We start from the raw sequence: 23,364 nt of genomic DNA on the forward strand, positions 1-23,364 counted from the left end.
CCACCCGGTCCGAAGGCGAATTCCCCCGTACGGAGCAGGTGCCAACCTGACCCCAACCGCTCGTAAGGGTGACGTTCCCGGCCAAGGCACGTCACCCAACGTGACTAGACGGTAACGTCCGGGCGCGATACCCGCGACCCTTACCCCGCCATAGCGAGGAGCGAAACCGTGTCACGTTTGCTGGACGTCAGCCCCGAGGTCCGCGCCGAGATCGGCGACGACGAGGCCATCCGTCTCGTGTCCGGGGAGACCGGACCGCAGACCTACGCGTGCGCTTCCTGCCGGGGCGGCGGCGACACCACCGTCGAGGAGACCAGCGCGCTGCTCTACCTCGCCCAGGAGACCGCGGTCCTGGCGTTCGCCCACGCGCGCTGCATCCCGTCGCAGGTCATCCCGGTCTCGGACGCCGCCGTCGAACCGCTCATCGCGGCCCAGCAGGGCGACCCGACCAACGTCCCGACGCCGACCGTGGTGCCGGGCGGACCGGTGCCCATCTCGATCACCGGCAGCATGATGGTCTGCGACGGCATCACGTACGCGGCCCTGGTCGTCGAGCCGGGTGCCGCGGTCGCGCGCCCGGGCACCCAGGGCGCGCGCGACGAGTTCCTCTCGCTGCTGACCGAGCGCGGCTTCAGCTCGGTCGCCGCCCCCGACATGACCCTGCCGCCGCTGCTGAGCGGCTGGTCGGTGGTCCTGGACGGCGGGTTCCTCACCTCGGTGCTGTTCCCAGGCGCCGGCGGCCGTACCGAGGCGTGGTGGCAGGCGCAGGTCCCGGCCGAGGTTCCGGAGGCCTGGCTCAGCGCCGCCCGGTCCAACGGCGTCGTGCTGCTGTACGCGGCGCCCGTCGGCACCATCGGCATCCACACCGGCAACGACGAACTCGGCGCCGCGCTGCGCGAGGCGGGCCGCCGCGGCCTCCTGGTGGCCGGCTCGGTGCCGCTGACCGGCCGCTGATCTACCGATCCAGCGCTGATCGGACGCTGATCGCGCGTCGCGATTTCGGGGCCGTACGCCGGGGTGGGCACCGGCGTACGGCCCCGCCCGCGGTCACCAGAGTGTGACAGCGGTCGCACTGCCGGTCGCCGCCTGCTGCTAGCGTCCGTGCGATGAACGGCGATCACCCTCCCGCGTCCGCAGGCCTCTCCGACCCCGGTTCGGCGTCCCGTTGGGTCGACGCGGAGGAGCTGGTGGCGTACGACCGCCGGCACATCTGGCACCCGTACGCGAGCGCGCTGGGCGACGCCCCGCTCTTCCCCGTCGTGTCCGCCGAGGGCGTGCGCCTGCGGCTGGCCGACGGCCGCGAACTGGTCGACGGCATGGCCTCGTGGTGGTCCGCGATCCACGGCTACAACCACCCCGCTCTGAACGCCGCCGCCCGCCGCCAGTTGGACGCGATGGCACACGTCATGTTCGGCGGGCTCACCCACCCGCCCGCCGTCGAACTGGCCCGCCGCCTCGTCGAGCTGACGCCCGAGCCTCTGCAACGGGTCTTCCTCGCCGACTCCGGCTCGGTGTCCGTCGAGGTCGCGCTCAAGATGGCGTTGCAGTACCAGCGTGCCCGCGGCCAGAACGGCCGCACACGGATGGTGACCGTGCGCGGCGGCTACCACGGCGACACCTTCGGCGCGATGGCCGTGTGCGACCCCGAGGGCGGCATGCACAGCCTGTGGTCGGGCGCGTTGCCGGAGCACTTGTTCGCCCCGATCCCGCCCGCCGGGTTCGCCCGGCCGCTCGTCGACGCGGACACCGCCGAACTCGCGGACCTGCTCGCGAAGCACGGGGACGAGGTCGCGGCGGTGGTGCTGGAGCCGATCGTGCAGGGCGCGGGCGGCATGCGGTTCCACTCCCCGGCGTACCTCGCGCGTGTACGCGAACTGTGCGACGAGCACGGCGTGCTGCTGATCGCCGACGAGATCGCCACCGGATTCGGCCGCACGGGCGCGATGTTCGCCTGCGACCACGCCGGGATCTCCCCCGACATCATGTGCGTCGGCAAGGCGATGACGGGCGGCTATCTCACCATGGCGGCCACCCTGTGCACCGACGAGGTGGCCGAGACGATCAGCCGGGCCCACGGCGCGTTCATGCACGGCCCGACGTACATGGCCAACCCCCTCGCGGCGGCGGTCGCCGTCGCCAGCATCGACCTTCTCACTTCCGGACCGTGGCGCGACCGGGTCGCCGCGCTGGAGGCCGGTCTGCGCACCGGCCTCGAACCGGCCCGCGCGCTCCCGCAGGTGGCCGACGTCCGGGTCCTGGGCGGCATCGGCGTCATCGAACTGCGGACCCCCGTCGACATGGCCCGCGTGCAGCCGGCCTTCGTCGAACGCGGTGTCTGGGTACGCCCGTTCGGCAAGCTCGTCTACGTCATGCCGCCGTACGTGATGACCGCCGACGACCTGGCCCTGGTCACCGCGGCCATGGTCGACGTGGTGGAGAACGTGCACACCGGCTGAGCGCCGACGCCCGCCGACGGCCCGGATCCGACGCGCCCCAGGCAAACCTGACGGTTTCTCAGGTTTGTGGGGTGGTTTGCCCGCATCGCAACGGGCTCTGGGTCGTTGGAGTTTACGTGTTCACCTTCGACGACTCCCCGCTCTCCGGTGCCGCCGGCCAGAACGAGTTCGCGCCTCCGGGTTCGCCCACACCGATCTTCGACCGGCTGTTCGAGGAGTGGCAGCGGATGTTCCGGGCGGTGCCCGGGGACCGCTACGGCGAGGGGTTCGGCGCGGCCGGCGGGATGCACACCGGGATGTCGTCGGGGATCCAGGGCATGCAGTCGGGGATGCAATCGGGGATGCAGTCCACGGTGCACTCCGGCGTTCACTCCGGGATGCAGGCCGCGGTTCAGGTGTACTCGTCAGGGGGCTACTCGACGCCCTCGCCCATGTCGGTTCCGGCCTTCCGGACGGAGCAGGGGCACGGTGCCGGGCAGAACCAGAGCTACTCGCAGTCGTACGGCAGTTCGGGCGGCTACGGCCTCTCGCAGAACCTGCAGTACGGCGGGTCGGGCGGCCAGCCGGGTTCTCCGACGGGCGGTTCCCCGATGGGCAACTCGTCGATGGGAAACTCTCCGATGGGCAACTCACCCATGGGCAACGCCTCGATGGCCAACGCGCCGATGGGCAACTCGTCGATGGGCAACTCGTCGATGAACACGCCGCCGCCGATGCACGCCCAGGGCGCGTACGAGTCGTACGGGCAGCCGAGCCGCCCCTCCCCCATGCCGAACCGGCAGCCGTCCGGGCTCGCGCTGATGCCCGTCGCCGGATATCAGACGCAGCACATGCCGCTGTAGCGGCAAGCGTGACAGCACGAGGCCCGGAACCCCACCTGGGGTTCCGGGCCTCGTCACGTGCTCGGCGGCGCCCGGTCACCGGCGTACGGTCACCGGCGCGGGGCCACGCCTACTTGCCCGGCTTGCGCGAGCGCTTCTCGCGGACCTTCATGCGGATCTCGATCGGGGTGCCCGGGAAGCCGAACTCCTCGCGCAGGCGCCGCTCCACGAAGCGGCGGTAGCCGGCCTCCAGGAAGCCCGAGGTGAACAGCACGAACCGGGGCGGCTTGGTGCCGGCCTGGGTGCCGAACAGGATGCGGGGCTGCTTGCCGCCGCGTACCGGGTGCGGATGGGCCGCGACGATCTGGCCGAGGAAGGCGTTGAGGCGCCCGGTCGGGATGCGCTTCTCCCAGCTGTCCAGGGCGGTTTCGATCGCCGGGACCAGCTTCTCCATGTGCCGGCCGGTCTTCGCCGAGACGTTGACGCGCGGCGCCCACTGGACCTGGACGAGGTCCTTCTCGATCTCGCGTTCGAGGTAGTAGCGGCGCTCCTCGTCGAGAAGGTCCCACTTGTTGTACGCGATGACGATCGCGCGGCCCGACTCGATCGCCAGCGAGATGATGCGGGTGTCCTGCTCGGCCAGGCGCTCGCTCGCGTCGACCAGGATGACCGCGACCTCGGCCTTCTCCAGCGCGGCCGTGGTGCGCAGCGACGCGTAGAAATCCGCGCCCTGGGTGAGGTGCACGCGCCGCCGGATGCCGGCGGTGTCGACGAACTTCCAGGTCTTGCCACCCAGTTCGATCAGCTCGTCGACCGGGTCGCGGGTCGTCCCGGCCAGCGGGTCGACGACGACGCGCGTCTCCCCGGCGAGCTTGTTGAGCATCGACGACTTGCCGACGTTGGGGCGGCCGAGCAGCGCGACGCGGCGCGGACCGCCGGGACCGGTGCCGAAGCGCTGCGCGGGCGCCTCGGGCAGGGCCTCCAGGACGGCATCCAGCAGGTCGCCGCTGCCGCGGCCGTGCACCGCGGAGACGGGGTACGGCATGCCGAGACCGAGCGACCACAGCGCCGCGGCGTCGGCCTCCAGCGCCAGGTTGTCGACCTTGTTGGCGGCCAGCACGACCGGCTTGCCGGCCCGGCGCAACAGCTTGACGACGGCCTCGTCGGTGTCGGTCGCGCCGACCGTGGCGTCCACGACGAAGAGGATGGCGTCGGCGTTGTCGATGGCGTACTCGGCCTGGAGCGCGACCGACAGGTCGATACCCGCGACGTCCTTCTCCCAGCCGCCGGTGTCGACGACGGTGAAGCGGCGGCCGTTCCAGTCGGCGTCGTACTTGACGCGGTCGCGGGTGACCCCGGGGGTGTCCTCGACCACCGCCTGGCGGCGGCCGATGATGCGGTTGACGAGCGTGGACTTGCCGACGTTGGGGCGGCCCACGACGGCGAGGACGGGCATCGCGGCGTGTGCCTCGGCCTCCTCCTCGCCGCCGCCGAGGAGGTCTCCCCCGGCGTCGACCCACTCGTCGGGGTCGAAATCGGCCTCCCACGCCTCGGGGTCGATGCCCCCGGAGAACTCGTCGGCGGATGCGCCGGATCCGGCGTCGTGCTGCATGGGTGGCGTCCTCGTGATCGGTGGTGTTCTCAGGCGCGCGCGTCGGCGGCGGGAAGGTCGGCGGCGGGTGCCGCGGACCGTCCGGTCAGACGCTCGGCCTCGTGCAAGTGTGCGGTCAGTCGCTCGACGATGCGGCGCGACGCGTCGGTGACGGCGCTGCGGGTCCGCGTGCCGGTGTCGGCGGCGGGGAGGAAGGGCTTGCCGTACACGACGTCGATCTTCGCGCGGAAGGCCGGCAGTGCCCCGATGGACGCGCCGCGTTCGCCCGTCCCCAGGCACGCGACGGGCACGATCGGCGCGCCCGAGCGCATCGCGAGGTACGCGAGCCCGTTGTGGACCTCGGAGAAGTCGCCGGAGCCGCGCGTACCCTCCGGGAACACGCCCAGGCAGTTCCCGGCGCGGAGCACGGTGAGCGAGTCCATGATCATGCCGCGGTCGGCGCTGCCCCGGTTGACCGGGATGTGGCCGATGCCGCGCAGGACGGGGTCGAGCACGCCGGTGAACATCTCCTGCTTGACCCAGAAGTGCACCGGGCGCGGGCAGAAGGCGTACAGCAGCGGTCCGTCGGCGAAGTTGGTGTGGTTGCCGGCCAGGATCACCGGCCCGCCGAGCGGGACGTTGTGGGTGCCGAGCGAGCGTACGCGCCAGAACGAGCGCAGCAGCGGGATGCCGATGCGGTGCGCGGCGGCGGACAGCGGCGGCTTGGTGATGTCGGTGGGTACGGGCCAGCGGGTCCGGCTGCCCCCGTTGCCGCGCTGCCCGGGCAGATCGCTCACCGCAGGGCTTCTCCGGCGGGCTCGGGCGCACCCGCGGCCACCGCGGAACCCCCGTCGACGGCCCGCGCGACGAGCCCGAGCAGGTGCTCCACGACCTGGTCGCGGTCCATCTCGGTGGTGTCGACCAAGAGGCCGTCGGCCGCCAGTGTGAGCGGTGCCGTGGCCCGGCCCGAGTCGAGCGCGTCGCGGCGGGCGAGATCCGCCTGCGTGGCGTTGACGTCGGTCGCGGGGTCGTCGCTCTCGGCGTTGCGCCTCGCGGCCCGCGCCGCCTCGGACGCGGTCAGGTACACCTTCAGCGCCGCGTCGGGGGCCACCACCGTGCCGATGTCGCGGCCCTCGACCACGATGCCGCCGGAGCCGATCACGGCCCGCTGCATCGCGACCAGGCGCGTCCGCACCTCCGGGACCGCGCTGACGGCGCTCACCGAGCCGGTGACCTCGGGCCCCCGGATCGGCCCGGCGACGTCGATGCCGTCCACCGTGATGGTCGGCCCGGACGGGTCCGTCCCCGACACCAGCTCGGGCTTGTCCGCCGCGGCGGCCACCGCGACCGCGTCCGTCACCTCGACGCCGTTGTGCAGCATCCACCAGGTCATCGCCCGGTACATCGCGCCCGTGTCGAGGTAGCGCAGCCCGAGCCGCCGGGCGACCTCGCGCGACACGCTGGACTTGCCGGAGCCGGACGGACCGTCGACCGCGACCACGATCGTCGCGAGCGGCGTGCGTGTATCCACGGTCGATGACCCTTCGATTCCTGGGGATGTCACCCCCGAGGGTACCGGGAACCGCCGCACCCGATCATCCCCGAATCCCACCCCATCCCGTCGCCGGCCCCGCCACGCGCCGCGGCCGCGGCGACCGGGGCCTCGCGGTGTCTCCGCAGCCCGCTGTCAAGTCGCCCATGAACCCGTCCTCCGTGCTGCCCGGCCAGGCACCTTCCGCGGTGATCGACGCGATACTGCCCGGGCGGATCTGCCGCTCCTGGACCTCCTCCCGGCCGGACATGAGCATCCCGACCCCGCGGTCCTGGCACAGGCGGTCGGGCACGACTCGGTCGGCGTGCGCCGCGCCGCGGCCGGAAATCCCACGGTCTCGCCGGAGCTGCTCGTGCGGATGACGAACCGCACCGCCGAGTCGGCCAAGACGACGGGCCCGGCGGCGCGGGAGCTGGCGGGTGTGGTCCTGGAACACCGGCGGGCCACGCGCTCGGTGCTGCCGGCGGTCACCCGTTTCGTGGATCGCGCGGGGTCCCCGATGACGTGTTCGACTCCCCCGCGTCCCGCCTCTCGCCGCAGGAGCCGTACGCGACCGCCAAGCCGGCCGACCCCCGCCCGATCGCGTTCGCGGTCTCCGGACTGCGCGACATGGCCGTCGCCGCGTCCCCCGACGGTGCGCACTTCCTTGACGACGACGACGCTCCGCGCGCCCACCCGGTCGGCGTCGTCGCCACCGCATGGCCGGTACATCCGTTTGCGGTCCCGGCACCGAGCGGGAATCCGGTGATCATCCGGGCTGTTGCAGCGACGCGTCAGCAGCAGCCGTCGAAGGGCTCTCAGTGCGTGCCGTACAGATCGATCGCTTCGGTGCACCCGACGTGCTCCGCGTAGTCGACGCTCCCCAACCCGAACCGGGGCCCGGGGAAGTGCTGATCCGGAGCATCGCGACCGGCATCAACCCCGTCGACGACAAGACGCGCGCGGGGGCGATCGGCGAGGGGACACCGCCTTTGCCGATGACACTCGGCTGGGACTTGGCCGGCATCGTGGTGGACGGTGGCGACAGCGGGCTGCGTGTGGGGGAACGGGTCGTCGCGATGTCGCACCAGCTCGACTCCGGCCGGGGCACCTGGGCCGACCTGGTCGCTTTGCCGGCGCGGGCTGTCGCCGCCGCGCCGCAGTCGGTCAGTCTCGTCGAAGCAGCCATCTTGCCGCTCCCGGGACTCACTGCCTTGCAGACCCTGAACTGGCTGGCACTGTCCGCCGGGGAACGGCTGCTCATAGCGGGCGCCGCGGGAGCGGTCGGCGGGTTGGCCCTGCAGATCGCCCGGGCTCGGGGCGTCCGGGTGGACGCCCTCGTCTCTCGGAACGCGCATGCCGGATTCGCCCGCGACCACGGTGCCGACTTCGTCACCACCCACCCCGGCGCCCTCGAACAACGCGGCTACGACGCGGTCTTCGACACGGTCGGCGCCTTCGTGACCGAGGCCGTGGCCGACGGCGGCCGGTACGCGTCGATCGCCACCCAGGCCGGGCCCGTCCCCGACCAGTCCTCCCGCGGTGTGCGCACGGTCGTCAACCAGGTGCGCGAGGACGGCGCGGGACTCGCCGAGCTGGCCGATCTTGTCGACCGCGGTTCCTTGCGGCCGCGCGTGCACGCCGCGTTCGGACTGCACGAGATCCGGGCGGCACATGCACGTTTCCTGCAGGGCGGCTTGGCGGGGAAGGTCGCGATGACCTTCTGACCCTGTACGCCTTGTCCCGCGGCTTGTCCTTTGCGGCATGTCCTGTGCGACTTGCTTCTTGTGACCTGTCCTGTGCGACGACGTCCTGCACGACTCGTCGGCCGACGTGTCCGTGCTCAGGGCGGCGCGAAGCCAGGCGAGGTCAGGTGCTGCGACCTGCCTCGACGTCCATCTCTGCCTCTACCTCTGCCGATGCCTTGGACGATGTCCCTGCCGATGTCTCTGCTTCTGGGAGGTAGGGGCTGAAGTGCTCGGCGACGAGGTCGGTGATTGTGTCGGCGTCCCGCGAGCCGTCGATCTCGATGACGCGGATGCCGAGTCGGTGCGCGGAGCGGACGGCGTCCTCGGCGACGAGGCGGTCCCGGGCGAGCCGGTTGGCCTGCGCGCGGGCGGGGTCCGTGACGCGGTTCCCGAGCGAGGCCGCGCGGGGCAGTTCGCGTACCTGCTGCCGGCGGAACTCGGGTGTGGGCACCATCACGACCATCCGGCGCGGTGAATCGGCGAGGGGGGCGACGAGTTCGGGGCGGAGTCCCCAGCCTTCGGCGATGACCGGGCGGCCGGAGACGAGTGCGCGCAGGTCGTCGAGGGCCCATTGGAAGCGCTCGGGGAAGCCTTCCAGCGTCGTCGCGGCCATCTGTTCCGGGGTGGTGTCGACCCACACCGTGTCGGGGTCGGGCTCGGCGGCGGGCTCGCCTAGAGCGACGCGACGGGCGATCCGGCGGTCGTTGTGGCCGCGGGCGTCGTGGTAGTCGTACTGATAGACGGTGACGCCGTACCGAACGGCCAGCAGCCGGGCGACCGTCGACTTGCCGGCCCATTGACCGCCGCCGATCCACAGCGCGTTGCGCAGGGTGCCGAAGGGATCCGGGACTTCGCTGTCGTCACGAGGGCCAGGGCTGGTCATCTGCGGTCCTCCCGGTCCGGCGAGCGTCTCGACTGCGACAAGGCATCGTCCCGCATCTGCCCGGCTGCTGCCGTACGACGCCCGGGCGGCAGACGTCGGGCAGCACGCCGCGTCAGGTGCGGGCGGGGGCAGGAGCCTCCGTGGGTGCCACGTTGTGCGCCGCGACGGTTCGGGGCCGGTGGCGCGGGAGGCCGGCGAGGGCGACGAGGATCACCAGGCCGCCGGCCACCGCGCCGATGACGAAGGAGGCGGTGAAGGCGCTTTCGGTGGGGACGGCGACGGGGAGGCCGGCGATGAGGTGGCCGGTCAGGAGCGAGGTGACGACGGCGCTCGCCAGCGAGCTGCCGACGGAACGCGCGATGGCGTTGACGCTGTTGGCGATGCCGGTCTGTGCCAGGGGGACTTCGGCGATGATCAGTGCGGGCATGGCGGCGTACGCGATGGCGACGGACGACTGCACGGCGACCGCGACGACGATCAGGTGCCAGCTGCTGCTGTGCGCGAAGGCGACGAAGGCGTACGCGACGAGGCTGATGGCGCCGGCGACGGCGAGGGCGTGGCGGCCGCCGAAGCGGCGTACCAGCAGGCCGCCGACGGGTGCGGCGACGACGGCGCTGAGGGCACCGGGGAGCAGGTAGACGGTGGAGGCGGACAGGACCGACGCGGAGAAGCCGTAGCCGGCGACGCGCTCGGGCATTTGCACGAACTGCGACACGGCCAGGAAGCCGACGAACATGTTCACGCCGACCAGGACGCCCGCGATGTTGGTGAAGGCCACCGAGCGCTTCACGAAGACCTTCATGTCGATCATCGGGTCGGCGATGCGCCGCTCGGCGAGCGCCCAGGCGGCGAAGAGGGCGGCGGCGGCGGCGAACAGGCCGAGGGTGCGCGGCGACGTCCAGCCCCACGTGTTGCCCTGCGAGACGGGGAGCAGCAGCGCCACGAGGGCGAGGCCGAGCAGGCCCGCGCCGATCCAGTCGATGCGCCCGGTGGCGGTGGGCTTGCGTGCCGGTACGACGGCGGCGACCGCGAGCGCGGCCAGTGCGGTGAGGATGGTCGCGGCCCAGAAGACGCGGTGGTAGTCGCCGTGGTGGTTCGTGAGGAGGCCGGTGAGGACCAGGCCGATGCCGCCGCCGATGCCGATCATGCCGCTGACCATGGCCATCGCGCCGGTCAGCTTCTGGGGCGGCAGCTCGTCGCGCAGTGCGCCGAGGGCGACGGGGAACAGGCCGCCCCACGCGCCCTGGAGCACGCGGGCGACGATCAGCAGCGGCAGTGACGTAGTCAGGGCGGCGAGCAGCGACCCGGCCAGGATCATCCCGAGCGCGACCAGCAGCATGCGCTTCTTGCCGAACAGGTCGCCGGTCTTCCCGAACAGCGGCGTCATGACGGCGGCCGCCAGCAGGTTCGCGGTGAGTACCCAGCTGACCGAGCCGGCGTCGGCGTCGAGGCGGGCGCCGATGGTGCCGAGGACCGGGACGACCAGGGTCTGCAGCATCGCGCCGACCATGGCGGCGAACGACAGGGCGGCGATCAGCGCGCCGGGGCGCGGCGTACGGGTTGCGCTCGCTGGCGCGACGGCTGCGGTGGCGGACACGGGCCGGGTCCTCGTTTCCTCGGGGATGCGGGTGGTGCGTACGGGAGACTTAAACTCAACAGTGTGTCGAGTATTCCCGATGATGCGTCGATTGCACGACTCGGGACGCGGCGGGCGCCCCGCATCGGATGCCGTCGCGGAGGCGTGGGGCCCCGGTTGTGGGTAGGAGGACGGCCATGGGCTTCGAATCCGATGGGGTGCGGCCGTGAGTGCGGGTTCGGACTATGCCGAGGTGGCCGGGGCGGCGGGTGCCTGGACGTGCCCGATCGTGCTGCCGTCGGCGTCGTTCGCGCGGGTGCGGGCGGAGGTGACGGCGTTCGTGCTCGCGACGCGGAGACCGCTGGACGCGTTCGCATTCGCGGGCGGCGAAGGCGGCGGAGGCAGCGGGGGCGGAGACGCGGGCGTCGCGGAGTTGCTGGCGTACCGTGATCCGAGCCGGGTGTTCGGTGCGCCTCCGACTGCCGCGTGTGCCACGGCGGTTCGTGCGCTGGCGGCGGCGACGGGTTGGCGGCCGACGCCACAACGGGCCCCGGTGGGCGGTGTGTTGGTCGGTCTCGGGATGCGGGAAGGGTACGTGCGCGGCGCGCCGGGGCAGGATCCGCGCGAGGTGGCCCGGGCCCTCGGGGCGCACCGAGGGTGCTGGAGTGCCCGCGTGGCGCGGATCGTGTCGGCGCGGCGGATCGGGGACTCGGTGCGGTGGTACGACGAGGCCGGTGTCGTCGTGCACGCCCGCACCGGGATGCTGCCGCTCGTCGCCGCGGCGGCGCGCGCGTGCGGGCAGCACCGCTTCGTCGTCACCGACCTGGGCCTCGGCCGTACGTACGCGCTCGCCCGCGGCCCCGCTCGGGGGTAACCCTGAATCGGCGGTGACGGGCGTACCGCAGGTCGGCCGTCCTCCTACATTCGACGTGGAGGGTCGATATCGGGGGGGAAACCTATGTCCGGCAATCACCGCATCCCGCAATCAGGTGGCGGGCCGTATCCACCACCGCCGCCGGGGCCACCGCCGACGGGTCTGCCGCCAACTGGGCCGCCCCCGACGACGACGCCGACCGGGCCGCCGCCGTCCGTTCCGCGTCGGCCGCTGCTGCCGCCACGTGTCCCACCGCCCGTATCCCCCGGGCAGATGAAGGCGCTGAGGGCAGGGATGGTGGTCCTGACCGCGGTCTTCGCGGCGGTCATGCTCGGGAGTGTGCTGATGTTCCTGGTCGACGGAAACGACGACGACAAGCCACCCGCCCGCGCGACACCTGCGCCTACCACGTCGAAGCCGCCGATCACCGACGCGGCGTTCGCCCAGGGCGTGCGCACCTCGTACAAGGCGCTGGCCGGAAAGGAGCCCGTCGTGCTTGGCGCCATGTCGGACGCGGTGCTCGGCGGCGAGGCGCGGACTTCCTGCGGGCGGCTGTTCGACGGGACCGCCGAGCGGATGATCGTCGACGATCTGGTGGCCCGGCACGGCGGCGGCGCTCCGAGCGCGGGGGACGAGTTGTTCTGGCTCGTCCGGCAGTCCGCGTACCTGCTCTGTCCCGATGCGGCGCTCGTCCGCGGGAACTGAGCGGACGCGGCGGCCGGTTGGCGGTCGACCCGGCTCCGCCGGCCAGGGTCGACCCGGCTCGGCGCGTCGGGGGTGTTCAATCTCGACTCAGTGCGGCGCGTCCGGGCCGTCGGCTTCGCCGGGGGCGCCGCCCCGGGGATGGGCGCGGTCGATGCCCGCCAGGAGCAGGTCGATGCCGCGCAGTTCGGCCTCGTACTGGAGTTCGCCCCACTGCGAGACGAGTTCGGGGTACGCCCAGGTGGAGTGGACGGCGGCCAGTTCGCCGAGCTTGCGGACCTCGGGGATCAGCGCCTGGAGCCGGGCGCGGTGCTCCTCCAGGAGTTCGCGCAGGCGTTCGGGGTCGGCCATGTGGCCGAGCCAGATCCGCAGGACGACGGAGTCGCGGATGAGCGTCGGCTCGACCGGGGCCTCCTCGATCCAGCGGGTCAGCTCGGTACGGCCCTCCGCGGTGATCCGGTAGACGCGCTTGCTGCGCGCGGTCTGCCCGGGGACGACGCGCGAGCTGACCAGCCCGGCGTCCGCCAGGCGCTCGAGTTCCCGGTAGACCTGGCTGGTGGCCGGGCTCCAGTAGAAGAACCGCAGGCTGGTGTCGGCCCAGCGCTTGACCTCGAAACCGGACAGTTCGCGCTCGTACGAGAGCAGTCCGAGGATCGTGTAGGTGGTGGTCGGCAACCATTCGGCGGGAGGCACGGGCCCAGCGTACGGGCCCGGGGTACGCGCCCCCGCCGACGACCGGTCGCGCCGAACGGCACGGGCCCGCGCCCGGCAGTGACGTTCGCGACACACCGTTTACTTCGGCGGGCCGCGCCGCCACGATGGCCGAACTTCCCAGAGGGAAGTTATCGGGTCCTCCGAGACAAGCCGTCGCAGAAAGGCGTCACCCATGACGACCGTCGCCCACCTGGTCCGCGGGCAGTGGGGCGACGACCGCCCCGGGTTGTTCTTCGAGGACCGCGTGCTGACCCACCACGAACTGGCCGCGGGCGCGGCGGAACGCGCCGCGTTGTGGAAGGGCCTGCACCGCGAGGGCGAGCCGCACATCGGACTGCTGCTCGACAACGAACCCGAGTTCGTGCTGTGGATGCAGGCCGCGGCCCTTGCCGGTGCAACGGTGGTGGGCATCAACTCCACCCGTCGCGGCGCCGACCTCGCCCGCGACATCCGGCACTCCGAGTGCGCGGTCGTCGTCACCAACCGGACGCACGCCAAACTGCTCGACGGGCAGGCCGAACTCGCCGACACCCCCGTACTCGTCGTGGAGACCGCCGAGTACGCGGCCCTCCTGGCCGGCCAGCGCGGCGCTCCGCTGCCGCCCGACGACGGCACGGTCACCGAGGAAACCCGGTTCATGATCACCTTCACCTCGGGCTCGACCGGCGCGCCCAAGGCCGTGCCCAGCACCCAGGGCCGCATCGCGGCGTCGGCGGCCGGCATGGCCCGGCAGTTCGCGCTCTCCCCCGAATCGGTCTGCTACATCCCCATGCCGCTGTTCCACGGCAACGCGGTGATCGCGAACTGGGCGCCCGCGCTGCACGCGCGCGCGGCCACCGCCCTGCGCCGCAAGTTCTCCGCCTCCGGGTTCCTGCCCGACGTACGCCGTTACGGCGCCACCTATTTCACGTACGTCGGCCGCGCGATCTCCTACATCCTGGCCACCCCGCCGCACCCCGCCGACGCCGCGAACCCGCTCGTCGCCGCCTACGGCACCGAGGCGGGCGCCGTCGACCGCGCCCGCTTCGAGGCGCGCTTCGGCTGCCCGCTGCGCGAGGGGTACGGGAGTTCCGAAGGCGGGGTGTCGTTCCAGTGGGCACCCGGTACGCCCGACCGGGCCATCGGCCCCGCCGTCCCCGGCCTTGTCGTGCTCGACCCGGAGACCGAACGCGAGTGCGCACGCGCGGAGTTCGACGAGGCCGGACGCCTGCTGAACGGCGCCGAGGCGATCGGCGAGCTGGTCAGCACCGCGCCCAGCCGCAACTTCCAGGGCTACTGGCGCAACCCCGAGGCCAGCGAAGCGCGGCTCAGGCAGGGCAAGTTCTGGACCGGCGACCTCTTCTACCGCGACGCGGACGACTACCTCTACTTCGCCGGACGCGGCAACGACTGGCTGCGCGTGGACAGCGAGAACCTGGCCGTGCACACCATCGAGAACATCCTCGCCCGCCACGACGCCTTCGCCGCGGTCGCCGTGTACGCCACCCCCGACCCGGCGGTCGGCGACCTGGTCATGGCCGCGGCGGTACCGGCCCCGGAGACGGACTTCGACCCGGACCGCTTCGCGGAGTTCCTCACCGCACAGGCCGACCTCGGCACCAAGATGCCGCCGCGGTTCGTCCGCATGCTCGACGCGATGCCGGTGACCGCGACCAGCAAGACGGACAAGAACGGGCTGCGCCGCGAGGGCTGGCGGACGAGCGACACGGTGTGGTGGCGGCCGGAGCGCGACGCGGCGTACCGGATCATGACGGAGGACGACCGCGACGCGCTGGCAAAGGCGTTCGCCGAACACGACCGCTCACACCTGCTGGAGGACTGAGCCGGCGCGGCCGGGCGACTCGCCCGATTCGGGGCGGCCACGGCCCGCCCGCGACCACGTCCCGGACCGCGTCGCGGGCCGCCTCCCAGACCCGCGTCGCGGACCGCGACCCGGAACACCGACCTCCACGTCCCGACGCGCGACAGGCGTGGCCGGCACCCGACGTACGCTGCGGGTATGCGCATCGTGTCCCTGCTCCCCGCCGCCACCGACATCGTCGCCGAACTCGGTCTGGCCGACGCCCTGGTCGGCCGCACCCACGAATGCGACTGGCCGCGGGACGCCGTCGCGCACGTGCCCGTGGTGACCGCCGCCGAGTTCGACGCGGACCGGCTCACCAGCCGGGAGATCTCCGCCGCGGTCGGGGGCGCGGCGCACGGCGGTTCCTCGCTCTACACGCTGGACGTCGAGGCGATGGGCGCATCGGCCGCCGATTTCGTGCTGACGCAGGACCTGTGCGACGTGTGCGCCGTGTCGTACACCGCGGTGTCCGACGCCGTACGCGTGATGCCGAACGAGGCAACGGTGCTCAGCCTGGAGCCGAAGACCCTGCCGGACGTGCTGGACTGCATCGTGCAGGTCGGCTCGGTCCTCGGCGTCCCGGACGTGGCCGCCGAGCGCGTCGCGGCGCTGCGCGCCCGCCTTGCGGCCGTCGGCGAGGCGGTCGCGGCCGCTGCCGGGGGACGCCCGCGTCCCCGGGTCGCGGCGATCGAGTGGCTGGACCCGCTGTGGCCGGCCGGGCACTGGGTGCCCGAGCAGATCGACGCTGCGGGCGGCGAAGCGCTGCTGGCCGCGCGCGGCGAGCACACCGCGGCCATGGACTGGGCGACGCTGCGTGCGGCGGAACCCGACGTGATCCTGGTCCTGCCCTGCGGATTCCCGCCCGAACGCACGCTGGCGGAGGCGGAGGTGCTGACCGGGCTGCCGGGATGGCCGGAGCTTCGGGCGGTGCGCGACAACGCGGTGTGGGTACTCGACGGGCCTGCGTACTTCAACCGGCCCGGGCCGCGCGTGGTCCGCGGCGCGGAGGTGATCGCGAACGTGCTGCACGGCGTGCGGGTGGGCGAGCCGGTCACGCCCGAGGAGGCCCGCCGCCTGCCGCCCGGACGAGGCCCGGCTCCGCGTCCAGGACGCGGACGCCGCACGCCTTGAGGCGTACTGCGACCAGTTCGACGAACGCTTCGGTCCGCCGCGGTCGTTCGTCCTACCCGGTGGCATCCGGGCCCGGCGCGCGCCGGGGCGGTGTCAGCTGCCTCGGCCGAACTCCGCGCGGAACGGCCGGAAGAACGAACGCAGTTCCTTGGCGTAGATCTCCGGCTCCTCGAAGGCCGCGAAGTGTCCGCCGCGGGCGGGCTCGGTCACGCGTACGACGTTTGCCGTACGTTCGAGCCAGGCCCGCGGCGGGCGCAGGATGTCACCGGAGAACAGCGAGAAACCGGACGGCACTTCGACCCGACGGGCGAGCTGCGCGGGCGGGATCGCGGAGTTCGCCCGGTACATGCGCATCGACGAGCCGATCGTGCCGGTGAACCAGTAGATCGAGAGCAGCGTCAGGATCTCGTCCTTGGTGTACGCCCGTTCGATGTCACCCCCGCAGTCGCTCCACGCCCGCAGCTTCTCGACGATCCACGCGGCGAGACCCGTCGGCGAGTCGGTGAGCCCGAACGCGGCGGTTTGCGGCTTCGTGCGGTGCACGGCGGCGTACGCGCCCTCCGTCCCGCCCCAGGCCGCCACGTCCTGGATCCAGGCGCGCTCCTCGGGTGTCAGCTCCGCCGGGTCCCCGGTGAACAGCGGCACGCCCGCGTCCGTTCGGTGCACCGCCACGACCCGCTCGGGCCGGTCCAGCCCCAGGTAGCGGCTCACATGGCTGCCGATGTCGCCGCCCGCCGCCCCGAACCGCGGGTAGCCGAGCAGGTCCATGAGATGGGCCCACAGGCCGGCGACGGCGATGGAGTCGAGCGGCGCGCCGGTCGGGCGGTCCGAGTACCCGTACCCCGGCATGTCGGGTACGACCACGTCGAACGCGTCGGCGGGGTCCGCGCCGTGCGCGCCCGGGTCGGTGAGGAGCGAGACGACCTTCGTGTACCGCCAGAACGAGTCCGGCCAGCCGTGGCAGAGAACGAGCGGCAGCACGGGTCCGCGCGGCGCGACTGCCCGGGCGTGCACGAAGTGGATCCCGAGGCCGCCGACCCGGGTGCGGAAACGTGGCAGCCGGGCAAGCGCCGCCTCGTGCGCCGACCAGTCGAACTCGTCGGCCCAGTAGGCGACCAGCTCGCGCAGGTAGTCCAGGTCGGTCCCGATGGACCAGCCCGCGTCCTCAGGCGCGTCCGGCCACCGCGTCGCGCGCAACCGGGCCCGAAGGTCCTCGATCGCCGCGGCATCGGTCTTCGGAGTGAACGATTCAGGGCGGGGCTGTACGTCCGACATGTCCGGGATGCTAATCGCTCCTCTTCGGATCGGGCCAGGTCAGCGGCGGCGCCGGGCGAGTGCCATGACGGAAGCGCCCACGACGAGCAGCGCCGCGCCGGTGACCGCAAGGACCCTCGTGAGATCGGACGCGCCACTGTGGGCCAAGTGCCCCGATCCCCCGGTGGGCGTGGAATGCGTCGCCGCGGGCCACACGGGCGCGGGAACCGTGGTCGCGGGCTGCCGGGAGGGCTTGGCAGTACGCGAACTCGACCAGGTGGGTCGCGGCTTGGCCGTCGTCGGGCGTACCGAAGTGGTCGGCGGCGTGGTGGACGGCGCGGCGGTGGTTGGTGGGGCAGTGGTCGTGGGTGCGGCGGTCGTGGGCGCGGCGCTGGTCGGAGCGGCACTTGTCGGCGCGGTGGTGGTCGGTGTCGCGGTGGGGGTGACCGGCGTATCCATACAGCTGACCTTGGCCTCGAAGGGGAAGTAGTGCACCTCTCCGGCGCTGTGGGAGGTCTCGGCTCCAGCAATTCCCGCGGCCGTGCCCTCTTCGAGGGATCGGACGATGATGTCGCCCTCGGTGTTGGACGGATCGAGGTCGCGCAGATGGGCCCGAGGGGCGTAGATGGTTCCTTCCAAGGTGTCCCCGGACGCGATGGTGATGTCCGTGGCGTCGGGGAAGTCCCATAGAACCGATCCGATCGACGTCTTGTCGAGGGCCGGCATGTTCGGGGTGTTCCAGGTGAACACCCCGCGCGTAGCGGTGGTGTCGACCACGATCAGCAGCGGTGCGGTGGGCGTCGGCTGGGCAAGCACCTGCAGCTCCGCGATGTTGTTCAGCTGCGCGCCCGTCAGATGGAGGACGTTGGTCACCCCGGACCGCAGCGCGAGTTTCACGGCACTGCCCGGCGGCAGGTTCTGCTGGTCGGGATAGGCCGTACCGTTGCCGTCGAGCATCGTGACGTTGGTCGGGCACGTCGCCATGGCCTCGGCCCTCGTGCGGTAGGTCGCGAACAGCGAGGTGAAGTCGATCAGCCCGGGCGCGGGTCCGACCGAGTCGGCGGGCTGGTGCCTGGCGAGTTCGATCCTCGGCACGGCGTCGTAAGCGGCGCCAGCGGGCACGACGTGGGTGTTCACCCGGGCCCCGTTGCCGTCGACGGCCAAAGGCCGGCTGCCGGCGAGGTCGCCGATCTTCACATAGCCGTGGGACAGGACCTTGAGCACGCCGTTCGGAGAACTGCCGCCGAGGTCGATCTTGCCGCCCACCAGAAGCGCCGTCGGCTGTGCGTCGTCGGCCACCGTGAAGGAGCCGGCGTCGGAGAGGGAGACGTTGTAGCCGGGGCCGAACCGGAGGTCGCCGCCGATCGCCACCGGTCCCTCCGACTCGGTGCCGACGAGCACGGCGTCCTCTTCGACGACGACACCGAATCCGCGTGAACCCTCGACGGGGTTCCCGGTGAACGCGCGCGCCGACGCCGCCTGCGCGTCGAGGGCTCGCTGCACTCCGGTGGCGGTTCGCGAGTCGACGGTCGCCGCAACCATCAGACCTGCGGCGGCGGCCAGGGTCAGAGGGACCAACAATCTGGATGTGCTCGGCATGACGAAGACAGTTGCCGGGCCCGCCTGCGGTCGAAACGGGTTTCCGGGGGGTACGGCCGGACCCGCCCCGTAAATCACACGATCGGCTTAGCCGAACGCGTCGATCCGAGCTCCGGGACGATTCACGCGGCGGCGAGTACGTCCTCGATGAGGTCGGCGGCGCGCCGGGTGCCGCCTTCCTCGCGGGCGGCGGCCCGCAACTGCGCGGACCGGCGTACCCGTTCCGGATCCGCGACCAGGTCGCGCAGCGCCGTGCGAAGGGTCTCGGCGGTGGCATCGGCGGTGTCCACGCGACGGGCGACGCCGAGTTCCACGAGCCGGTCGGCGTTCATGAACTGCTCGGCCCCCTGCGGGACGGCGATCATGGGCACGCCGGCGAGGAGCCCTTCGGCGCAGCCGCCCATGCCGGCGTGGGTGACGAAGGCGTCGGCCTGTTCGAGGATCGCCCGCTGGGGGACCCAAGGGTGCACCTCGATGTTGGACGGCACGGGCCCCAGTTGCTCGCGGTCGGTGTACTTGCCGACCTGGAGCACGACGTGCCAGCCGGGCAGGCCGCCGAAGGCGGCGATGCACTGGCGGTAGAAGGCCGGTTGACGCGTGTACGCCGAACCGAGCGAGACCAGCAGCACATTGTCCGCCGCCTCGGGGCGGGCCCAGGCATCAGTGTCCGCCGGGCCGTCGAAGCAGGGACCGACGAAGGTCACAGTGCCGGTGTCGACTCGTTCGGCGTGTGGTTGCATCGCGCGCGGGATCAGGGCGAGCGCCCGGGCGGGCGGGCCCGAGAACGTGTCCACGTCAGTGGTGGTCGCGCCGCAGCCGGTGAGCCATTCCGCGAACCTGTCCCGGTACGCGTCCGCGCCCGGCAGCTTCCGCAGATGTGCACCGACCTCCTCCTGGAAGCCGTCCCAGGCGACGAACGTCGGGGACAGTTGCACGAGGGGGCGGTTCTGCGCTTCGGCGAGGGCGCGCGCGGCATAGGCGCCGATGTCGTAGAGGTAGAGGTCGGCCGGATCGTCGTCGTAGGCGGCACGCAGTTGCGGGAGCGCCTGGACGGCGTCGTCGAGGAACAGGCTTGCCGCGGCGATGGGATCGTCCGGCCAGGCGTTGTCCGCGACGGGCAACGTGGAGGTGCACGGCACCAGTTCCGCACCGACGGCCTCGATACGTTCGGCCATCAGCGGGTCGTTGGCATAGGTCACCCGGTGCCCTCGGGTCACCAGTTCGCGAACGAGCGCAAGGCTGGGCAGGACGTGGCTGACGATGGGGATTCCGACCATCGCAATATGGGCGCGGCGCGGGGCCATGGGCGATCACTCGTTTCAGGCACGGGTCGGGGGCGAGCCGGGTGACGGGACGCGGACGCGACGTGGGGCCGGCGGTCCTCCTGGTCTGCCGTCGGGGGAACGTGGTGTCAGGACGGGTTGAGCTGCGCGGCGGCCTCCTCCAGCTCGGCGACGGTGCCGGACATGATCGTCCGCACGTGTTCGGTGATGTGCCGCACGGGCCAGTCCCACCACGCCACGGCGAGGAGCCGGGCGACGTCCGCGGCGTCGTAGCGGGTACGGATGAGCCGGGCCGGGTTGCCGCCGACAATGCCGTAGTCGGGGACGTCGCCGGTGACCACGGCCCCGGCGGCGATGATCGCGCCGTGGCCGATGCGTACACCGGGCATCACGGTGGCACCGTGGCCGAACCACACGTCGTTGCCGACTACCGTGTCGCCCCGGCTCGGCAGACCGGTGATCAGGTCGAAGTGGTCGGCCCAGGAGCCGCCCATGGTCGGGAACGGGAAGGTGGACGGGCCGTCCATGCGGTGGTTGGCGCCGTTCATGACAAACCGCGTGCCGGTGGCCAGCGCGCAGTACTTGCCGATGACGAGCCGCTCGGGCCCGTAGTGGTAGAGGACGTTGCGCGTCTCGAACGCGGTCGGGTCGTCCGGGTCGTCGTAGTACGAGAAGTCACCGACCTCGATCAGCGGCGACTTCACCAGGGGCTTGAGCAGGACCACGCGCGGCTGCCCGGGCATCGGGTGGAGCACCGTGGGGTCAGCGGGAACGGGCGGCATGGTGGGCGAGTCCTCTCCGGTGGGCCTGGGTCGTGCCTTCGGGAACTCCCGCGGGCCAACCGCCGGGATCCTGAAGATCGCCCTATAGCGACAACCGTCGCGTTAAGATGGTCGCACAGCCCACCCGCCTCGATCAACCGGATAGTGGTTCGCCGATGACAAACCCGCCGCCCAACACGACGGACCGCCGCCCGGGCGGACGCACCGCCCGCGTCCGCACCCAGGTGCTCGACGCGGTCCGCGCCGAACTCGCCGAAAGCGGTCACGAGGGACTCACGATGGAAGGCGTCGCGACCCGGGCCGGGGTGCACCGCGCCACCGTCTACCGGCGCTGGCGCGACGTCGGCGGCCTGCTCGTCGACCTCATCGGCGCCGCCGGCGAGATTGCGTGGGAGCCGCCGGACACCGGCTCGCTGCGCGGCGACCTGACGGCGCTCAACCGGGAGATCCAGGCGTCCCTGACCGAACAGCCCTCGTTCGCCGTCGCCCTGATGGCCGCCTCGTTCCACTCCGAACAAGCCGCGCGGGCGCAGACGCAACTGTGGGACGACCGCTACGCCCAGTGCGAGGTCCTGGTCGAACGCGCCGTCCGGCGCGGCGAACTCCCCACCGCACAGCGTACGGACGCCCGAAACCTGCTGATCGCCGCAACTGCGCCCGTCTACCACCAACTGGTGCTCCTGCGCGCCGTTCCGGACCCGGACCTCCCGGAACGGGCGGCAGCAGCAGCGGTATTGGCAGCCAAGGCGGGCGCCTTCTCGGTCCCCGAGGACGGGGGAACATGACGAGCCCGCATCCGGCAGGCCGATTCGGGTCGTTCGTCACGGCCGGGAGGACCGAACGGTCAGGCCCGCACCCGGCACTCGGCGCAGTCGCAGTCCGGCCACACCGCGGGCATCGGCCGCAGGACCACGAAAAGGAGATCGACCCGGACGCGTCCCTGTGGCATCTGCTCGCCGCTGAAGTGCGGAAACGCCGCAAGGCGAAAGGCTGGTCGCAAAGCCGGCTCGCCTCGGAGGCGCACTCCTCCGAGACGACCGGGCCCTGGCCGCGGACGGATCACTGGTCAGTATCTACCTGGCCGCCCGCCGGGCGTCGGCGGGCAAACCGCTGTGGTGGGAGGGATACATCCACGCGGAGGAACGGGCTGCGCGCATGCGAATTTTCGAGCCGCAGACCATCCCAGGCGTCTTCCAAACCGAGGGATACATCCGCGAACTGTTTCGTCAGGTAGGCAAGTTGCCGCACGAGATCGACGCGCAGGTCACGGCGCGCCTGGCTCGCCGGGCAACTCTGGCGAAACTTAACCCGCCGAGCACTTGGACGGTCCTGGAAGAAGGCGCGTTGAGTCGCCTCTGCCAACTACCGAGCGAGATCGCCGCAGAGCAGGTGGAGCACCTGCTCGCGATGGCCGAATTGCCCAACGTCACAATCGAAGTTGTGCCGATCAGTTGCGGTCTTCACGCTTGCATGAACGGCCCTATCGTGCTGATCTCGATCCCAGGACGCGGAGAGGTTGCGTACTGCGAAGGCATGGGATCGGGACGCCTCGTCACTGACGACCAAGCCGTCTTGGACGTGGAGTGCCGCTACGATCTGATGCGCGCCGAGGCGCACTCTCCACGTCACTCGGTACAAGTTCTCAGTGACCTCTTGGAGATGCTGTGAGCAATGAGGACGCCGCTTGGCGCAAGTCCAGTTACAGCGGCAACAACGATGTCGGCAATTGCGTGGAGGTAGCCGCCTTGGCTGCGTCCTTCGGCGTGCGCGACAGCAAGGACGTTGGGCGGGGCCACCTCAGCGTCTCGGCGACCGCCTGGACGGAGCTTCTGGCGTCGCTCCGCGACCGGTAGGTCGGCTCGTGGCGCCGGGTCCGGTCGACCGGGGGCAGGCCGGATAATGGCGGCATGGACGAGCGCGGGTCGGGCGACCGCAGGAGCAGCCGCAGGCGCGGCCCGAGCAAGGGCGACCTGCGCGAGGAGGCGATCCTGCGTACCGCGAGCGCGCTGCTGGCGGACAAGCCGCCGGCCCGGATCACCATCGACGACCTCGTCGCCGGGGCCGGGATCTCCCGGCCCACCTTCTACTTCTACTTCGCCGGCAAGCAGGCCGTCTTCGAAGCGCTGCTCGCCCCCGTGGGCGACGCGATCCTGGCGGTGGCCGACAGCTGGCTGACCAGCCCCGGCGGCAGCCGCAAGGAGCTGCGGGACTCGCTCGCGGGCCTGGTCTCGCTGTGGGAGCGGCACGGCCCGCTGCTGAAGGTGGTCCTGCGGGACGACGCGACCGGCGCTCTGCTGGAGTGCCGGGACCGCATGCTCGGCCGCCTGACCGCCAACGCCACCGCCCGCATCGAGCGCGACCGGGAGAGCGGCCTCGCCCCCGACGGGCCCCCGGCCGCGACGCTCGCCGGACTGCTCGTGCAACTGCTGACGCACGCCCTCACCGAAGCCATCGGCCCGTCCGGCACCGACCCGGTGCCCGACGACCTGCTCGACGCACTCAGCGCGGTCGTGGCCCGCTCCATCTACGGCCGTACTTCCACCGAGACCGCCTGACATCCGCCTCCGCGCAGCGCA

The 23,364-nt window shown here is 72.1% G+C and carries 23 protein-coding genes; 13 read left to right on the forward strand and 10 right to left on the reverse strand.

What is annotated here, in order from left to right:
* Positions 1 to 168 precede the first annotated feature (168 nt).
* From AB0C36_RS02240 to AB0C36_RS02250, 3 genes are all read left to right on the forward strand, one after another.
* Complete coding sequence (locus AB0C36_RS02240) at positions 169 to 954, forward strand: DUF8842 C-terminal domain-containing protein (protein ID WP_358347912.1); 786 nt, start codon at positions 169 to 171, stop codon at positions 952 to 954.
* Positions 955 to 1,106: 152 nt separating this feature from the next.
* Positions 1,107 to 2,456, forward strand: a complete 1,350-nt coding sequence (bioA, locus tag AB0C36_RS02245) for an adenosylmethionine--8-amino-7-oxononanoate transaminase (protein WP_435838961.1) — start codon at positions 1,107 to 1,109, stop codon at positions 2,454 to 2,456.
* A gap of 116 nt (positions 2,457 to 2,572) precedes the next feature.
* Positions 2,573 to 3,298, forward strand: coding sequence for a hypothetical protein (locus AB0C36_RS02250; protein WP_358347915.1), 726 nt, complete (start codon positions 2,573 to 2,575; stop codon positions 3,296 to 3,298).
* A gap of 109 nt (positions 3,299 to 3,407) precedes the next feature.
* Here the strand turns inward: AB0C36_RS02250 and der are convergent, their stop codons facing one another.
* The 3 genes from der to cmk are packed head-to-tail and all read right to left on the reverse strand — an operon-like array spanning position 3,408 to position 6,399.
* A complete protein-coding gene (gene der, locus AB0C36_RS02255; RefSeq protein ID WP_358347918.1) occupies positions 3,408 to 4,889 on the reverse strand; it encodes a ribosome biogenesis GTPase Der in 1,482 nt (493 codons plus the stop codon).
* A gap of 29 nt (positions 4,890 to 4,918) precedes the next feature.
* Positions 4,919 to 5,656, reverse strand: coding sequence for a lysophospholipid acyltransferase family protein (locus AB0C36_RS02260; RefSeq protein ID WP_435838962.1), 738 nt, complete (start codon positions 5,654 to 5,656; stop codon positions 4,919 to 4,921).
* A gap of 5 nt (positions 5,657 to 5,661) precedes the next feature.
* The gene (gene cmk / locus AB0C36_RS02265) at positions 5,662 to 6,399 is read right to left on the reverse strand and encodes a (d)CMP kinase (protein ID WP_358347921.1); all 738 of its coding nucleotides are present in this window, start codon (positions 6,397 to 6,399) and stop codon (positions 5,662 to 5,664) included.
* Between the two features lie 525 nt (positions 6,400 to 6,924).
* Between cmk and AB0C36_RS02270 the strand changes: the two genes are divergently transcribed.
* Both AB0C36_RS02270 and AB0C36_RS02275 read left to right on the forward strand, forming a co-directional pair.
* Positions 6,925 to 7,272 carry a hypothetical protein gene (locus tag AB0C36_RS02270; RefSeq protein ID WP_358347924.1) on the forward strand — a complete coding sequence of 116 codons (348 nt, stop codon included), beginning with the start codon at positions 6,925 to 6,927 and terminating at the stop codon, positions 7,270 to 7,272.
* On the forward strand, positions 7,260 to 8,126 hold the full coding sequence (locus AB0C36_RS02275; protein WP_358347927.1) for an NADP-dependent oxidoreductase: 867 nt from the start codon (positions 7,260 to 7,262) through the stop codon (positions 8,124 to 8,126). The genes AB0C36_RS02270 and AB0C36_RS02275 overlap by 13 nt, the downstream gene beginning before the upstream one ends.
* A gap of 142 nt (positions 8,127 to 8,268) precedes the next feature.
* Here the strand turns inward: AB0C36_RS02275 and AB0C36_RS02280 are convergent, their stop codons facing one another.
* Both AB0C36_RS02280 and AB0C36_RS02285 read right to left on the reverse strand, forming a co-directional pair.
* Positions 8,269 to 9,030, reverse strand: a complete 762-nt coding sequence (locus AB0C36_RS02280) for a hypothetical protein (protein WP_358347930.1) — start codon at positions 9,028 to 9,030, stop codon at positions 8,269 to 8,271.
* Between the two features lie 112 nt (positions 9,031 to 9,142).
* Positions 9,143 to 10,627 (reverse strand): MFS transporter, encoded by a 1,485-nt coding sequence (locus tag AB0C36_RS02285; RefSeq protein ID WP_358347932.1) that lies wholly within the window; start codon positions 10,625 to 10,627, stop codon positions 9,143 to 9,145.
* Between the two features lie 205 nt (positions 10,628 to 10,832).
* Here AB0C36_RS02285 and AB0C36_RS02290 point away from each other — a divergent pair, with 205 nt between their 5' ends.
* A complete protein-coding gene (locus tag AB0C36_RS02290) occupies positions 10,833 to 11,480 on the forward strand; it encodes a hypothetical protein (RefSeq protein WP_358347933.1) in 648 nt (215 codons plus the stop codon).
* Between the two features lie 273 nt (positions 11,481 to 11,753).
* Positions 11,754 to 12,185, forward strand: a complete 432-nt coding sequence (locus AB0C36_RS02295; RefSeq protein ID WP_358347935.1) for a hypothetical protein — start codon at positions 11,754 to 11,756, stop codon at positions 12,183 to 12,185.
* Between the two features lie 87 nt (positions 12,186 to 12,272).
* Here AB0C36_RS02295 and AB0C36_RS02300 read toward each other — a convergent pair whose 3' ends face one another.
* A complete protein-coding gene (locus AB0C36_RS02300) occupies positions 12,273 to 12,875 on the reverse strand; it encodes a PadR family transcriptional regulator (protein WP_358347936.1) in 603 nt (200 codons plus the stop codon).
* A gap of 193 nt (positions 12,876 to 13,068) precedes the next feature.
* On the opposite strand from AB0C36_RS02300, the gene AB0C36_RS02305 reads away from it, so the two are divergent.
* Together AB0C36_RS02305 and AB0C36_RS02310 are read left to right on the forward strand one after the other, a co-directional pair.
* Positions 13,069 to 14,718, forward strand: coding sequence for an AMP-binding protein (locus tag AB0C36_RS02305; protein WP_358347939.1), 1,650 nt, complete (start codon positions 13,069 to 13,071; stop codon positions 14,716 to 14,718).
* 177 nt (positions 14,719 to 14,895) lie between these two features.
* Positions 14,896 to 15,870, forward strand: a complete 975-nt coding sequence (locus AB0C36_RS02310; protein ID WP_358347941.1) for an ABC transporter substrate-binding protein — start codon at positions 14,896 to 14,898, stop codon at positions 15,868 to 15,870.
* A 93-nt stretch (positions 15,871 to 15,963) separates the two neighbouring features.
* Here AB0C36_RS02310 and AB0C36_RS02315 read toward each other — a convergent pair whose 3' ends face one another.
* The 4 genes from AB0C36_RS02315 to AB0C36_RS02330 all read right to left on the reverse strand — a co-directional run bounded on the left by AB0C36_RS02315 (position 15,964) and on the right by AB0C36_RS02330 (position 20,788).
* Positions 15,964 to 17,145: an epoxide hydrolase family protein gene (locus AB0C36_RS02315; protein ID WP_358347943.1), complete on the reverse strand. Its 1,182-nt coding sequence runs from the start codon at positions 17,143 to 17,145 to the stop codon at positions 15,964 to 15,966.
* A 39-nt stretch (positions 17,146 to 17,184) separates the two neighbouring features.
* A complete protein-coding gene (locus AB0C36_RS02320) occupies positions 17,185 to 18,723 on the reverse strand; it encodes a collagen-binding domain-containing protein (RefSeq protein WP_358347945.1) in 1,539 nt (512 codons plus the stop codon).
* A gap of 122 nt (positions 18,724 to 18,845) precedes the next feature.
* Complete coding sequence (locus AB0C36_RS02325) at positions 18,846 to 20,027, reverse strand: macrolide family glycosyltransferase (protein WP_358347947.1); 1,182 nt, start codon at positions 20,025 to 20,027, stop codon at positions 18,846 to 18,848.
* Between the two features lie 107 nt (positions 20,028 to 20,134).
* Positions 20,135 to 20,788, reverse strand: a complete 654-nt coding sequence (locus tag AB0C36_RS02330) for a CatB-related O-acetyltransferase (RefSeq protein ID WP_358347949.1) — start codon at positions 20,786 to 20,788, stop codon at positions 20,135 to 20,137.
* Between the two features lie 155 nt (positions 20,789 to 20,943).
* On the opposite strand from AB0C36_RS02330, the gene AB0C36_RS02335 reads away from it, so the two are divergent.
* The 4 genes from AB0C36_RS02335 to AB0C36_RS02350 all read left to right on the forward strand — a co-directional run bounded on the left by AB0C36_RS02335 (position 20,944) and on the right by AB0C36_RS02350 (position 23,343).
* Positions 20,944 to 21,573, forward strand: coding sequence for a TetR/AcrR family transcriptional regulator (locus AB0C36_RS02335; RefSeq protein WP_358347952.1), 630 nt, complete (start codon positions 20,944 to 20,946; stop codon positions 21,571 to 21,573).
* Between the two features lie 343 nt (positions 21,574 to 21,916).
* A complete protein-coding gene (locus AB0C36_RS02340) occupies positions 21,917 to 22,456 on the forward strand; it encodes a DUF5753 domain-containing protein (RefSeq protein ID WP_358347996.1) in 540 nt (179 codons plus the stop codon).
* Positions 22,453 to 22,641 carry a DUF397 domain-containing protein gene (locus AB0C36_RS02345; protein ID WP_358347953.1) on the forward strand — a complete coding sequence of 63 codons (189 nt, stop codon included), beginning with the start codon at positions 22,453 to 22,455 and terminating at the stop codon, positions 22,639 to 22,641. The genes AB0C36_RS02340 and AB0C36_RS02345 overlap by 4 nt, the downstream gene beginning before the upstream one ends.
* Before the next feature lie 54 nt (positions 22,642 to 22,695).
* Positions 22,696 to 23,343 carry a TetR/AcrR family transcriptional regulator gene (locus tag AB0C36_RS02350; RefSeq protein WP_358347955.1) on the forward strand — a complete coding sequence of 216 codons (648 nt, stop codon included), beginning with the start codon at positions 22,696 to 22,698 and terminating at the stop codon, positions 23,341 to 23,343.
* Positions 23,344 to 23,364 lie beyond the last annotated feature (21 nt).

The sequence above is a fragment of the Streptodolium elevatio genome (assembly GCF_040649515.1).
GTDB classification, from domain to species: Bacteria; Actinomycetota; Actinomycetes; order Streptomycetales; family Streptomycetaceae; genus Yinghuangia; species Yinghuangia elevatio.

What these genes read in the sequence shown, in the direction of transcription:
- bioA (WP_435838961.1), top strand. Translation starts at nt 1,107, where the DNA reads ATGAACGGCGATCACCCTCCCGCGTCCGCAGGCCTCTCCGACCCCGGT.
- der (WP_358347918.1), bottom strand. Translation starts at nt 4,889, where the DNA reads ATGCAGCACGACGCCGGATCCGGCGCATCCGCCGACGAGTTCTCCGGG.
- AB0C36_RS02280 (WP_358347930.1), bottom strand. Translation starts at nt 9,030, where the DNA reads ATGACCAGCCCTGGCCCTCGTGACGACAGCGAAGTCCCGGATCCCTTC.
- AB0C36_RS02295 (WP_358347935.1), top strand. Translation starts at nt 11,754, where the DNA reads ATGAAGGCGCTGAGGGCAGGGATGGTGGTCCTGACCGCGGTCTTCGCG.
- AB0C36_RS02305 (WP_358347939.1), top strand. Translation starts at nt 13,069, where the DNA reads ATGACGACCGTCGCCCACCTGGTCCGCGGGCAGTGGGGCGACGACCGC.
- AB0C36_RS02310 (WP_358347941.1), top strand. Translation starts at nt 14,896, where the DNA reads ATGCGCATCGTGTCCCTGCTCCCCGCCGCCACCGACATCGTCGCCGAA.
- AB0C36_RS02315 (WP_358347943.1), bottom strand. Translation starts at nt 17,145, where the DNA reads ATGTCGGACGTACAGCCCCGCCCTGAATCGTTCACTCCGAAGACCGAT.
- AB0C36_RS02320 (WP_358347945.1), bottom strand. Translation starts at nt 18,723, where the DNA reads ATGCCGAGCACATCCAGATTGTTGGTCCCTCTGACCCTGGCCGCCGCC.
- AB0C36_RS02325 (WP_358347947.1), bottom strand. Translation starts at nt 20,027, where the DNA reads ATGGCCCCGCGCCGCGCCCATATTGCGATGGTCGGAATCCCCATCGTC.
- AB0C36_RS02330 (WP_358347949.1), bottom strand. Translation starts at nt 20,788, where the DNA reads ATGCCGCCCGTTCCCGCTGACCCCACGGTGCTCCACCCGATGCCCGGG.
- AB0C36_RS02335 (WP_358347952.1), top strand. Translation starts at nt 20,944, where the DNA reads ATGACAAACCCGCCGCCCAACACGACGGACCGCCGCCCGGGCGGACGC.
- AB0C36_RS02350 (WP_358347955.1), top strand. Translation starts at nt 22,696, where the DNA reads ATGGACGAGCGCGGGTCGGGCGACCGCAGGAGCAGCCGCAGGCGCGGC.